The organism is Sinorhizobium sp. 6-70 (assembly GCF_030124375.1).
GTDB lineage: Bacteria > Pseudomonadota > Alphaproteobacteria > Rhizobiales > Rhizobiaceae > Sinorhizobium.
In genome coordinates, this window is record NZ_JASKLS010000006.1 from 268,261 (window position 1) to 280,665 (window position 12,405).

The 12,405-nt window shown below is 62.9% G+C and carries 9 protein-coding genes; 4 read left to right on the forward strand and 5 right to left on the reverse strand.

Features of this window, described 5'->3' with window-relative positions; translation table 11 throughout:
• The first annotated feature begins 45 nt into the window (after positions 1-45).
• Positions 46-801, forward strand: a complete 756-nt coding sequence (locus tag QN222_RS14695; protein WP_283965324.1) for a TlyA family RNA methyltransferase — start codon at positions 46-48, stop codon at positions 799-801.
• Positions 798-2,063: a class I SAM-dependent RNA methyltransferase gene (locus QN222_RS14700; RefSeq protein WP_284005487.1), complete on the forward strand. Its 1,266-nt coding sequence runs from the start codon at positions 798-800 to the stop codon at positions 2,061-2,063. Before QN222_RS14695 ends, QN222_RS14700 begins: the two co-directional genes overlap by 4 nt.
• Before the next feature lie 139 nt (positions 2,064-2,202).
• On the opposite strand, the gene mcpU is transcribed toward QN222_RS14700, so the two are convergent.
• From mcpU to QN222_RS14715, 3 genes are all read right to left on the reverse strand, one after another.
• The gene (gene mcpU, locus QN222_RS14705) at positions 2,203-4,344 is read right to left on the reverse strand and encodes a methyl-accepting chemotaxis protein McpU (RefSeq protein WP_283964893.1); all 2,142 of its coding nucleotides are present in this window, start codon (positions 4,342-4,344) and stop codon (positions 2,203-2,205) included.
• Between the two features lie 381 nt (positions 4,345-4,725).
• Positions 4,726-5,478, reverse strand: coding sequence for a crotonase/enoyl-CoA hydratase family protein (locus tag QN222_RS14710; RefSeq protein ID WP_283964894.1), 753 nt, complete (start codon positions 5,476-5,478; stop codon positions 4,726-4,728).
• An 11-nt stretch (positions 5,479-5,489) separates the two neighbouring features.
• Positions 5,490-7,271, reverse strand: a complete 1,782-nt coding sequence (locus tag QN222_RS14715) for an acyl-CoA dehydrogenase (RefSeq protein WP_283964895.1) — start codon at positions 7,269-7,271, stop codon at positions 5,490-5,492.
• Between the two features lie 327 nt (positions 7,272-7,598).
• Between QN222_RS14715 and QN222_RS14720 the strand changes: the two genes are divergently transcribed.
• Both QN222_RS14720 and QN222_RS14725 read left to right on the forward strand, forming a co-directional pair.
• Positions 7,599-8,588, forward strand: a complete 990-nt coding sequence (locus tag QN222_RS14720) for a transporter (RefSeq protein WP_283964896.1) — start codon at positions 7,599-7,601, stop codon at positions 8,586-8,588.
• A gap of 372 nt (positions 8,589-8,960) precedes the next feature.
• The gene (locus QN222_RS14725; protein WP_283964897.1) at positions 8,961-10,025 is read left to right on the forward strand and encodes a glycoside hydrolase family 25 protein; all 1,065 of its coding nucleotides are present in this window, start codon (positions 8,961-8,963) and stop codon (positions 10,023-10,025) included.
• Positions 10,026-10,038: 13 nt separating this feature from the next.
• Here QN222_RS14725 and QN222_RS14730 read toward each other — a convergent pair whose 3' ends face one another.
• Positions 10,039-11,133 carry a hybrid-cluster NAD(P)-dependent oxidoreductase gene (locus QN222_RS14730; RefSeq protein ID WP_283964898.1) on the reverse strand — a complete coding sequence of 365 codons (1,095 nt, stop codon included), beginning with the start codon at positions 11,131-11,133 and terminating at the stop codon, positions 10,039-10,041.
• A gap of 2 nt (positions 11,134-11,135) precedes the next feature.
• Complete coding sequence (locus QN222_RS14735; protein ID WP_283964899.1) at positions 11,136-12,380, reverse strand: aromatic ring-hydroxylating dioxygenase subunit alpha; 1,245 nt, start codon at positions 12,378-12,380, stop codon at positions 11,136-11,138.
• Between the last annotated feature and the right edge of the window lie 25 nt (positions 12,381-12,405).

Below are 12,405 nucleotides of genomic sequence, written 5' to 3' on the forward strand. Positions count from 1 at the left end.
CACACGCTTCAACGAAGAAACGACGCCAAGGCGCGATGAGACCGCATGTCTGAAGCAACCAAGATATCCCTCCGCCTTGACCAATTGCTGCTGAACAGCGGTCTCGTTGCCAGCCGCGCTCGCGCCCGCGACGCGATCCAGCGCGGAACCGTCCAGGTCGAGGGCCGCACTGTAACGAAGCCCGCCGCGACCTTCGTTGAAGGGGTCGCGATCACCATCGACGATCCGGCGCAGGCCTATGTTTCCCGTGCGGCGCTGAAACTCGTTGCCGCGCTCGACCATTTCGGCTTCGACCCGGCGGCGCAGACCTGCATCGATATCGGCGCCTCGACCGGCGGCTTCACCGAGGTTCTGCTCCAGCGTGGTGCCCGCCATGTCGTTGCCATCGACGTCGGTCACGGACAGATGCATCCGCGCATCGCGGCAGATCCGCGCGTCACCAATATAGAAGGGCTGAACGCCCGGGCCATGACAGCGCAGGACGTGGGCAACCAAACGATCAGCTTCGTCGTCTCCGACGTCTCCTTCATCTCGTTGAAACTGGCTCTTCCGCCCGCGCTTGGGATCGCCGAACCCGGCGCGCATTGCGTTCTCCTCGTCAAGCCGCAGTTCGAGGCCGGGCGCGAGGCGATCAGCAAGGCGGGGCTGCTCAAGGATCCCGACAGCGCCCCTGCCGTTGCCGCCGAACTCGAGCGCTGGCTCGTGGAGGATATGGGCTGGCAGAGCCTCGGTCTCATTCCCTCCCCGATCGCCGGTGGCGACGGCAATACAGAATTCCTCCTTGCCGGTGTGAAGCCATGAGCACGCAAACCGTCACGATCGCCCGTCTTGGCGCACAGGGCGACGGCATCGCGCAGACTGAGGCGGGTCCGGTCTATGCGCCGTTCACGCTCCCCGGCGAAACCGTCGCGCTTGCCGTCAACAAGGCGCACGGCACGCTGATGTCGCTGAAGGAGCCCTCCCCGGACCGCGTCGAGCCGAAATGCCGTCATTTCGGCCCCGACGGCGTCAACGGCGCCTGCGGCGGCTGCACCCTCCAGCACGCATCCGACGACCTCTATCACGCCTTCAAGCGCAATCTCGTTATCGATGCCTTGAAGTCGAAAGGGTTGACGCCGGATGTGGCGCCGCTGGTCGTTGCCCATCCGGGCGAGCGGCGACGCGTCGTGTTCACCGCACGGCGGACCGAAAAGGAAATGCTGCTCGGCTTCAACCAGGCGGAAAGTCATCACATTGTGGCGATCAGCGAATGTCCCATCTCGGGCCCTGGCATCGTCTCCCGGCTTGCGACCATCCGCAAAATCGCTGCCGCGATGGCATCGAGCGCGGAGCCGTTCCGCATCACCGTGCTCGAAACCAACGCCGGTCTCGATCTCGCTTTTGAAGGCATCAAGCTCGCAGACCGGCAGCGTCGCCTGACAGTCGAGACAGTATTGGGCGAACGTGGGATCGCCCGCGTCAGCCTCAACGGCGAGATCATCGTCGAACCGGTAAAGCCGGTGATAGATTTCGGCAGCGTAACAGTGTCGCCGCCGCCGGGAAGTTTCACCCAAGCGACGCGGCCCGCCGAAGAGGCGATGGCAAAGCTGGTGCTTGAACATGTCGGCAAGGCCAAACATGTCGCCGACCTCTTCTCCGGCATCGGCACCTTCGCTCTCAGGATTGCGCAAAGAGCGCGCGTGCACGCCGTCGAAGGCGACGACAAAGCATTGAAAGCGCTGGACTTTGCCGCACGCAACACGCAAGGCCTGAAGCCTGTGACGATCGAGAGGCGCGACCTTTTCCGTCGGCCGCTGATGGTGCAGGAGTTGAAGAGCTATGACGCGGTCGTGTTCGATCCGCCGCGTGCCGGCGCCGAGGCCCAATGCCACGAACTCGCCCGCTCGGGCGTGAAGAAGATTGCAGCCGTTTCCTGCAACCCCGTGACACTTGCCCGCGATCTCGCAATCCTCACCGCTGCAGGCTATCGGATCACATCGGTGACACCGATCGACCAGTTTCTCTGGTCAGCGCATGTCGAGGCAGTGGCGACGCTGGAAAAGCCCCAGCGCGCGTTTCCTTAAATCGTAGTCGATTTAAGGAAACATGCAGCAATTCAAAGTGCTACAGCGACCTTTGCGCGTCTGATAAGACGCGCGGCGCTGTAGAAATGACGAAGGCCCGGCAAAATGCCAGGCCCCAAATGTTTCCAGTCGCCTCTGATCAGGCCGCGCGGCGCCGGTAGCTCGTCGCGCTCGTATGGGCCACTTGCGTCTCGCCGAGGTTGAACTGGGCGAGCAGCGTGTTTAGTGCTGCCGCCTCCTGGGCGAGGCCGTGGCTTGCCGCCGTCTGTTCCTCCACCATTGCCGCATTCTGCTGCGTGCCCTGGTCCATGGTGTTGACGGCGGTATTGATCTCCTGAAGACCCGTCGACTGCTCGCGCGTCGCGGTCACGATCGCGCTGACATGCTTGTTGATCTCCTGCACCTCGGCGACGATCGCTTCCAGAGCGCGGCCGGTATCGCCGACGAGCGTCACGCCGGAGCGCACCTGGTCGCCGGAGGTCGTGATCAGCGCCTTGATTTCCTTGGCGGCATTGGCCGACCGCTGGGCAAGCTCGCGCACTTCCTGGGCGACGACGGCAAATCCCTTGCCGGCTTCGCCTGCACGGGCCGCCTCGACGCCGGCATTCAGCGCCAGGAGGTTGGTCTGGAAGGCGATGTCGTCGATGACGCCGATGATATTCGAAATCTCGCCGGACGACTTCTCGATCGCGTGCATCGCCTGGACGGCGTTCTGGACGACTTCACCGGACTTCTCGGCGCCGGCGCGGGTGCGGGCGACGAGTGCTCCGACCTCTTCCGCCCGGTGCGCCGAGTCCTTCACCGTCGTGGTGATCTCCTCGAGCGCTGCGGCCGTTTCCTCGACCGAGGCTGCCTGCTGCTCGGTGCGACGGGCAAGATCGTCAGCGGCCGAACGGATCTCGCTGGCGCCGGCATCGATCGCGCGGGCGTTGACGCCGACCGCACGGAGCGTGTCGTGCAGCTTGGCGACCGAATTGTTGAAGTCGGCCCTCAGGCGATCGAGGCGATCGGCAAAGGGGCTGTCGATGCGGAAGGCGAGATCGCCGTTGGCGAGCCGACCGAGGCCGGTCGCAAGCGCGTCGACAGCGTGCTGCACTTCTGCCGCATCGCGCGCCTTCTGGGCCTCGCGGTCCAGGCGCTCGCGCTCGGAGAGCGACCGATTCGCGTCCGCTTCGTCCGCGAGCCGCGCGCGTTCGACGGCGTTGGCGCGGAAGACGGCAACGGCCGCGGCCATCGATCCGATCTGGTCGCGACGCGTCTCGCAGGGGATTTCGACCTCGATATTGCCGGCGGCGAGCTTTTCCATCGTGCCGGTCATTTCGGTGATCGGCCGGATGACCAAGCGGCTGAGCAGCGTCGCGAGGAAGGTGATCATGGCACCGACTGCAAGGATCGTCGCAACGGTAGCGGCGACGCGGAACTGGCTGATCGCCGAATAGGCGACGTCCGCGTCCACGACAAAGCCAACATACCACTCGACCGAGGGAAGCCCCTTGACCGGCACAAAGCTAACTAGCATCGGCTTGCCGTCGAGTTCGGTGTTGGCGATGCCGCTACCGATCTTCGGCGTGCTGGCCGGAAAGGCGTCGGCGAGCGTCTTCGTCACCAGCTTGGCATTCGGATGCACAAGAATCTGGCCATCCTTGTTGGCAAGAAACGCGAAGCCCTCGCCCCCGACGTCGATCGCCTTGACCATGGAGACCAGGGTCTTCAGCGAAAAGTCGCTCCCTGCCACGCCATAGAGCTTGCCATCATGCTTGACCGGCACCGCTGCGCTGATGATCAGATCGCCGCTGGAGGCGTCGATGTAGGGTTCGGTCAGCACGCGAGCATCGGCCTTGACGGCCTGCTGATACCACGGGCGCTGGCGTGGATCGTAGCCTTCCGGCATCGGCGTTTCAGGCCAGGTGATGAACTTGCCGCTTTCGTTGCCGACATAGGTGGAGATGAACTCGGCGGTGAGGACATCATTCTTCAGAACCGGTTGGACACCGGCGTCGTCCCCGACGCGACCGACGGCGTCGGCGACCATGGCCGTCAGCGTCACGCGGCCGTTCAGCCAATTGGCGACGCTTGTCGCCGCCTGGTTGCCGGACGAGGCGATATTTTCCTCGACGGCCTTTGTCGTCGCGCTGTTCTGGAGCGTATCGATGTAGACGGAAAAGCCTGCAAAGGCGCCGACGACAACGCAGGACGCAGCAACGAGAATGCGCGTCATGAGATTCGATCGTTTGGACAAGGAGGGGCTCCTCTGGATTCGCCGGCATTCTTCGCCGGACATGAGCTCGTGGATTTCCCGCGCAGAGCGGATCGGTCGCGGCGAGCGACGCGCAAAATTGCGGGAAATGATTGGACATGCCGCGAAGGCAAGACCGGCCATGCCTCATGCGGCCGGGGCCGCCCGCACGACGAGCGTCTGCCTGTTCGGATGAAGGCGTAAGAGGACGCTCGGCGCTATGGTTCCGGAGCATCCGGTCCGGTTTTTTCGTGTTTCCACTTTGGACGCGGATCTTCCGGAGAAGGCCTACTGCGACCGCACGCTAGCGATCGCTATTTAAGAAGCGATTAAAATTGACATATGCAAGTTCGGGATTTCTGCCGCGACGCGCACCTCAAATCCGGAACACACACACGCGGGCGCCATCTGAACATCGCCCCCGAACTAACGACGCATGAAGGCTTCGAAAGCCGCCCGCGCTTCGTTGCTCTTCAACTGCGAGGCGAAGTGCGCAGCTTCCTCGTCGATGCGGGAGAGCACGTCACTTCGATCCCCACGAATGAGATCTCGTGCGATCCTGAGCGCTTCCGGCGGTTTCCTGGCGAGACGTGCCGCGAGCGAGAGCGTCTCGTGCTCCACCGCTTCTTGGTCGACGACCTTCCAGATCAGCCCGGCTTGCAAGGCATCGGCGGCCTCCAGCGGTTCTCCAGCGGCAAGAAGCGCGAAGGCGCGCTGGTGCCCCATGATGCGCGGCGCGATCAGGCTTGAGGCAGCTTCAGGCACGAGCGCAAGATCCACGAAGGGTGTCTTGAAGATCGAACGCTGCGAAGCAATCGTCAGGTCGCAATGAAGATGGATGGTCGTGCCGATGCCAATCGCCAGGCCGTCGACGCCGGATATGACCGGCTTTCTCGCTCCCGCGAGCGCCCGCACGAAATCGAGCACCTCGGTCCCCATCGTCCCGCCCATGGCAAAGGCGAGAAAGTCGGCCATGTCGTTTCCGGCCGAGAAGCATCCGTCGGTGCCGAGGAAGGCAGTGGCGCGCACCGCCGGATCGGTTCCGGCCACCGTCAACGCGTTCGTCATCTTCGCGTACATTTCGCGCGTGATGGCGTTCTTCTTTTCCGGCCGGTTGAAGCGGATGACCTGGACGCTGGGGAAGGCCTCCGGGCGTTCTACGAGCACATGATCGGTCATAGCTTCCCCCTTCAAACCAGAACGGCGCGCGCAGCCGCAAGGCTTTCGGCGCCACTGACGACGCGATCCTTGAGCGCGCCTGTTTCCGCGAGCAGGTTCTCTGCGGTGAAACGGCAAAGCGCGATGCGCGCATCTTCCTTGCCGTCACCGGCCTCCGCCATCCCGCCCTTGGCCAGGTAAACGCCTGTCAGTATCAGTCCGAAGAGGCGCTGATAGGCGGTTGCACCGGATAGCACATCGGTAAGTTTTCCGCCGTCCAGAGCGGCCAGCAGCCACTCGGTCGCGTCGGAAAGATCCGCGATCGCAGCATCGAGCCGCGCTGCCGTCTCGCCGAACCCCTTCCTGTTCGTGGCCCTGACAGCGGCGGCGACCTCGCTCAGTTCGGCGATGAAGCCGCGCACATGGGCACCATCGGACAAGGGCAACTTGCGGGTGGCGAGATCGATCGCCTGGATACCGTTGGTGCCCTCGTAGATCGGCGCGATACGCGCATCGCGCAGATAACGGGCGGCGCCGGTTTCCTCGATGAAGCCCATGCCGCCATGCACCTGGATTCCGAGGGAGGCGACGTCGACACCGGCATCGGTGGCAAAGGATTTTGCAATCGGCGTCAGCAGGCTCGAACGCTCCTGCCAATGGCGGGCTTGGTCGCCCCTGCTGGCGTCTGCCATGTCGACCGCGTGGGCGCAGGCATAGGCGATCGCCCGCGACCCTTGTGTCAGTGCCTTCATCGTCAAAAGCATGCGGGCGACATCCGGATGCTCGATGATCGGGCTCATGCCTTCGGCGCTCCAGCCGGGCGCCCTGCCCTGCGTGCGCTCCTTCGCATAGGCGATCGCCTTCTGGGTGGCCGCGTCGGCGATCGCGACACCCTGCATGCCGACGGCCAGCCGGGCGTTGTTCATCATCGTGAACATGCAGGCGAGACCGCGATTTTCCTCGCCGACCAGATAACCGATCGCACCTTTTTCGTCGCCGAACTTGCCGTCACCATAGATCATCGTGCAGGTGGGCGAGCCGTGAATGCCAAGCTTGTGCTCGAGCGAATGGCAGAAAAGATCGTTGCGGGCACCGAGCGAGCCGTCGGCGTTGACAAGGAACTTCGGCACGAGAAACAGCGAAATGCCCTTCGTGCCGGAGGGTGCGTCCGGCAGGCGCGCCAGCACCAGATGGACGATGTTGTCGGTGAAGTCGTGCTCGCCCCAGGTGATGAAAATCTTCTGGCCGAAAATGCGATAACTGCCATCGTCGCGACGTTCGGCGCGGGTCTTGAGCACGCCGAGATCAGAGCCGGCATGCGGCTCCGTCAGATTCATCGTGGCGGTCCACTCGCCTGAAACCATTTTTGCGAGATACGTTGTCTTCAGCGCCTCGGAACCGTGCTTCTCCAGCGCTTCGATGGCGCCCATCGTCAGTGTCGGGCCAAGTGCGAAAGCCATCGAACCGGCATTCCACATCTCCATCGCGGCGACGTGGAGCATGTGGGGCAGATTTTGGCCGCCGAAGGCCTCGGGCGCCGTCAGGCCATTCCAGCCGCCGCCGATCCAGTTGTGATAGAGATCGCGCCATCCCTCCGGCGTCTTGACCGCGCCGTCGACGAGCTGCGCCCCCTGCCGGTCACCGACTTCGCCGAGAGGAGCCACCTCTTCCATCGCGAAACGCCCGGCTTCCGCGAGGATCGCGTCGACCAGATCTTCACCAAGTTCACCGAAAACACCAGCGTCCAAGGCCTCGGCCATCCCGGCCACGTGCTTCAGTGTGAATGCGATCTCGTCGACGGGTGCTTTGTACATGATGATCCTCTCCGCGCAGCCGCAGTCATGAGCGCCGCGCGTCCTTCTTCGAACCCGAAGACTATTGATTTTTACGTAAACGTCAACGTCAATTGCGGTCGGTAGCAAGCTGCAGAGATTGTAACAAAACTGTCATCGAGGGGGATTAGAAGCCGAGTGCGGGATGCAGGCGGAAAACCGTGCCCACCTCCCCTCATCCCGCTCTACTGCATGATTTTGTCCCTGAATCGAAATCGATTTAGGGACAAAATCATGCAGAAACTCAAAGCTCTACAGCGACCTTGGCGCGTCTGATCAGACGCGCGGCCCTGTAGCCAAGGCGCTGCGATGAACCTGATTTCTCCCGACATACCGGGCCTTGTCTGGGCCTACCGCTTCATACCGGGGGAGAGCCGATGCCAGCGCATCGCGGCCGACTCTTCGATCGACGACCTTTCTGCCGGCGACGGCTGGGTCTGGCTGCACCTGGCACTCAGCGATGCGCGAACGCCCGCGCTGATCGAACGCATCAGCAACCTTCCGCAAGCGGCGATTGCCACGCTGACCAGTCACGACACACAGGCGGCGATCACCGTTTCCGAGGACGCCGTCCACGGAACGCTGGTGGATTTCGAGCGCACGTTCGACGCGGTTACCAAGACGATCGGCTGGCTGCACTTTGCAGTGAGCGACAAGATCATCATCACCACGCGGCTGCACCCGCTGCGCGGCCTCGACCGGGTTAAGGCGGCCGTCGAGAAAAGCGCCAAATGCAGCCGGCCGATCGATCTTTTCGAAATGCTGGTCATCGAGTTCCAGCGCACGTTGATCTCACTCGTCCTGGAACTGACCGAAGAACTGAACATCATCGAGGATCGCGTCTATGGCGAGGCAGAGCACAGGCAGCAGCCCGGATTGGCTCCACTGCGTAGAACAGCCGTGCGGCTGCATCGGCACCTGCGGACCATTCTCGCCCTCTTGCGGCGGGCCGGGGCATCGGAAGAGGACGAGGTGCCGCCGGGTTTCATCGACGCGGCAGAGCGGCTCTCCGATCGGCTGGAGGCAGTCGATCGCGATGTCTTCGCGCTTCAGGAACGCGCGAGGCTTCTGCACGAGGAAATCGACAGCAAGATTTCCTCGGAGACAAACCGGCATCTCTATATCCTGTCGCTGATGACAGCTTTTCTCTTGCCGCCGACGCTGGTGACCGGCTTCTTCGGCATGAACACGGGAGCCCTGCCCTTCGCTGATGGAAGCGGCACGCTCTATGCGGCTTTGATCATCGCCTTTTCCATGGGACTTGCCTGGCTCATTCTTCGCCGGATCGGGATTCTGTAGCATGCTTCCACCTGCGCCGATCCGAAGGAGAACCACTTCCAACCTTGCCTCCTAGCCTGCCTCCATGGCCGAAAAGCCGGAATCACCGGCGGGGCGAATGCATAAGTAACGGGTTTTGTTCTCTCTTTTTGGAAGATGCGGCCGACGACTGTGCCTTTGCCATGATGAAACTTAGAGCACGGATCGCGAGATGAAACCATGTCGCCAAGGGCCTTTCCCGATCGGACCGGCGCCGTAGCACCACAATCCAGAGCCGAATCTGCCAATGACGCTTCTGCTGGAGGTCTGTGTACAGGAGCGTTCGTCTCGCGCAGGATCGAGGCGGGGCTGAGATTTACGACCTTTTAACGCTAATGTCGGCAATCTCAGTGAATGGAAAAGCGGGGACTCTCGATCTCGGGGACGATCTTGCGCCTGGTGGCCCTTCTGGGTCTGACCTTCGCGGCGGTGAATGTTCACGCGCGTGATCTCGAACCCTGGAAACAGCGGCAGAACGCCATCATCGTCGATGCCTATGAGATGAACAGCATCGACTGGGAAGCGCTGCTGAAGGACAAGCGCATCGCCGGCTTCATCGCCAAAGCCTCCGACGGCCTGCCCGAAAGTTTCTCCTGCACCGGAGACCACGGCGGCGACACGGTCGCCCATTGCAAGACGATGTGGCGCAAGTACGCCGTCAGCCGCGAGCTCTACCAGACGCGCCGAATGATCGCACGCTCGTATGGTCTGCTCTGGGGGGCCTATCATATGGCCCGTCCCGGCAATCCTGTCGATCAGGCCAATCATTTCCTCGACTATGCCAGCCCCCGCGACGACGAGGTGATGGTCCTCGACATCGAGGGGATCGATCCGGAAAAATACATGTCGCTGGAGGACGCGGCCATCTTCGCCGGGCATATCAAGGCCCGCACCGGACGCTACCCGATCCTTTACACCAACCACATCACCGCGAGATACATAGCCGCCAACCGCCACAAGCACCGGTTGCTGTCGCGGCTTCCGCTGTGGTACGCCCGCTACAAGCCGGACATCCGCAAGGTCTTTCCGATGGGGAACTGGGACAGCTACGCCCTCTGGCAATTCTCCTCGTCGCACAATTGCGGCAAGCGGCGCTGCCCCTATCGGGTGCCGGGCACGCTGGACGATATCGATGTGAACGTCGCTCCCATGCCCGCTCCTGCACTTAGGGCCATCTGGGCGCAAGGGGCACTGCTGCCCGAGAAACCGCCGGTGCTGACCGTTATCGCTGCGGCGACGCGCGGCACGGCGCCGGCAGCCAGTGCCAAGGCGGTTGTCTCCCTCAGGCGGCCTGCGCTGCTCGTCAGCCGCGCGACGGCCGAGAGCAAATCGGGTAGCGGCGTTGACATGACCGTTACCGGCTCGATCGCCGTTAGAGCTGCCGAAATACACTTGCCCCAGCAGACCGAGCGGCGCTGAGGGCCCGCGCCCGTCAAGCCTCGATCTGCACGTCGCCGAGCGGCAGTGAGCAGCAAGCAAGGATGTAGCCTTCCTCGATCTCGTCATCGAGTATGCCGCCATTGTGGTTCATCTCGACGTCGCCGGCGACTTTCATCACACGGCAGGTACCGCATATGCCGCCCTCGCAGGCGGCGCCGATGCGGACGCCGTTGGCGCGGGCGGCCTGCAGGATCGTCTGGCCCGGCACCACCGTCACGTCCTTGCCGCTCATGGTGAAGGTGACGCGCGCCGCCTCGGCCGCAGTGCCCAGCCCCGCGCCGGCGCGCACCGCGAGCTCCTCGGCCGCCGGCGCGGCTGCCGGCTGGAAACTCTCCTCGTGATAGCGCGCCATATCGAAACCGGCGCCTTTCAGCATCTCCCTGACGCCGCGCATGAAAGGTTCGGGCCCGCAGCAAAAGACCGTCCTCTCCAGGAAGTCTGGCGCGAGCAGAGGCAATTTCGTCGCATCGATGCGACCGCGCAGCCCATGCCAGCCGTGGCGCGCCTCATGGCCTTCGACGAGAAAGCCGAGATTGAGCCGCGGCATCTGGCGGGCGAGAACCTCCAGTTCGGAGCGGAACAGGAGGTCCTCCGGCCGGCGCGCGCAGGAAATGAAGTTGACGTCCGTGTCGGGCGCGCAGTCCGCCATCCAGCGCGTCATCGACATCATCGGCGTGACACCCGAGCCAGCCGAGATAAACAGGTATTTCTCACCCGGATGGCGAACGAAGCTGAAATCGCCGAGCGGCCCGAGCGCCCTCAGCTTCATGCCGGGCTTCAGATTGTCGAACATCCAGCGCGTACCGATACTGTCCGGCTGCGCCTTGACGGTGACGGCAACCGAGAGCGGACGTGATGGCGAGGATGACAGCGTGTAGGTGCGCATCACCGGCTCCTCGCCGACGGGCAGCTCGAGCGTGACGAACTGCCCCGGCAGATAGCGGAACCAGGCCAGTTTGTCCGAACGGAAGGTGAAGGTCATCACGTCCGCGGTCTCGACGACGGCCGATATGCATTCGAGCAGATGCTGCCGATCGATCCACGGATGCAACTCATCGAAATGGCGAAAAGAGGAACCCATTTCCATGATCAGGCCACCTGTGAGAGAGGAGCGGCGGCGTCCTGCAGGCGGTTCCGCATGAAACTGCAGTACCATTCGACGAACTGCATCACGCCACCCTCGTGCTCGGCCGAATAGGGGCCCGGCTCATAGGCCGGCGAGCGGATGCCGAAGGCGTTTTCCTCTACGATCTGGCGATCCTGGTCATTGGTCTCCGTCCAGACATGAGTAAGGTCCTCGATTGTGTAATCGACACCCTCGACTGCATCCTTGCTGACCAGCCATTTGGTGGTGACCTGCGTCAGTTCCGGGCCAAGGGGCAGCACACGGAAGGTGACCGCGTGATCGCCGAGCACATGGTTCCAGGTGGTCGGGTAGTGGAAGAGCAAGAGCGTGCCGATCCCGCGCTCGTTGACGCCGGCCGAAAGCGGTTTGCGGACGGCCGCCTGTCCGGACATGGTGTAGCTCTCCGCCCCGTTGATCAGCGGCATCCGCGTCATCCGGAACTGGCCGGTCGGTGCAATCCTGAAGCTGCTCGGAAGGCCCGCCGCCTCGCACCTTTCCCAATGGGCGCCGATCTCCGGGTCGTCCATTGCGCCCTGGACACCCGTCACCGTCGGAGCCTCGGGGTAGGTGCGGCAAAGCTCCGGATGGTTGGCAGCGCAATGATAGCACTCGCGGTTGTTTTCCCAGACAAGCTTCCAGTTGCCCTTCTCGACGATCGTGCTCTCATAGGCGACCTTGGTTTCACCAAGGCGATGCGGCGCGAGATAACCGGCAACCGTCTCGCGGAACGGCTGGAAATCCATCGGCTCGTCGGCGAGGCTGATGAAGATATAGCCTCCAACCGTTTCGCAATGAACCGGCTTCAGGCTGTGCTCAGCCGGATCGAAGCCTTCGGGCATCTGCCGCGCGAAAAGCAGTTTTCCGTCCAGTTCGTAGGTCCACTGGTGATAGGGACAGACGAGCTTGGCCGAGGAGCCCTTGTGCTGCGTGCAGACGCGCGAGCCGCGGTGGCGGCAGGAATTGTGGAGTGCCCGGATCGTTCCCTGCCGGTCGCGGACGACGACGATCGGATAGTCGCCGACCTGAACGGTGAAGTAGTTGCCGGCCCGCGGAATTTCGCAGTCATGGCCGATGAAGAGCCAGTCCTTGTACCAGATGTGCTCGAGGTCTTGCCGGTAATAGTCCGGGTCGGTGTAGAAGGCCCGGTCGAGGCTATGGCCCTCACGGCGGTTTGTGAGCCGACGCAGCATATCGTTCTGAATGTCCATGTCCTGTCCTCTTTCATCAGTTCGG

Excerpts from the sequence above, each read along its gene's own strand:
- QN222_RS14695 (WP_283965324.1), top strand. The coding sequence starts at position 46 with ATGTCTGAAGCAACCAAGATATCCCTCCGCCTTGACCAATTGCTGCTG.
- QN222_RS14700 (WP_284005487.1), top strand. The coding sequence starts at position 798 with ATGAGCACGCAAACCGTCACGATCGCCCGTCTTGGCGCACAGGGCGAC.
- mcpU (WP_283964893.1), bottom strand. The coding sequence starts at position 4,344 with ATGTCCGGCGAAGAATGCCGGCGAATCCAGAGGAGCCCCTCCTTGTCC.
- QN222_RS14710 (WP_283964894.1), bottom strand. The coding sequence starts at position 5,478 with ATGACCGATCATGTGCTCGTAGAACGCCCGGAGGCCTTCCCCAGCGTC.
- QN222_RS14715 (WP_283964895.1), bottom strand. The coding sequence starts at position 7,271 with ATGTACAAAGCACCCGTCGACGAGATCGCATTCACACTGAAGCACGTG.
- QN222_RS14720 (WP_283964896.1), top strand. The coding sequence starts at position 7,599 with ATGAACCTGATTTCTCCCGACATACCGGGCCTTGTCTGGGCCTACCGC.
- QN222_RS14725 (WP_283964897.1), top strand. The coding sequence starts at position 8,961 with ATGGAAAAGCGGGGACTCTCGATCTCGGGGACGATCTTGCGCCTGGTG.
- QN222_RS14730 (WP_283964898.1), bottom strand. The coding sequence starts at position 11,133 with ATGGAAATGGGTTCCTCTTTTCGCCATTTCGATGAGTTGCATCCGTGG.
- QN222_RS14735 (WP_283964899.1), bottom strand. The coding sequence starts at position 12,380 with ATGGACATTCAGAACGATATGCTGCGTCGGCTCACAAACCGCCGTGAG.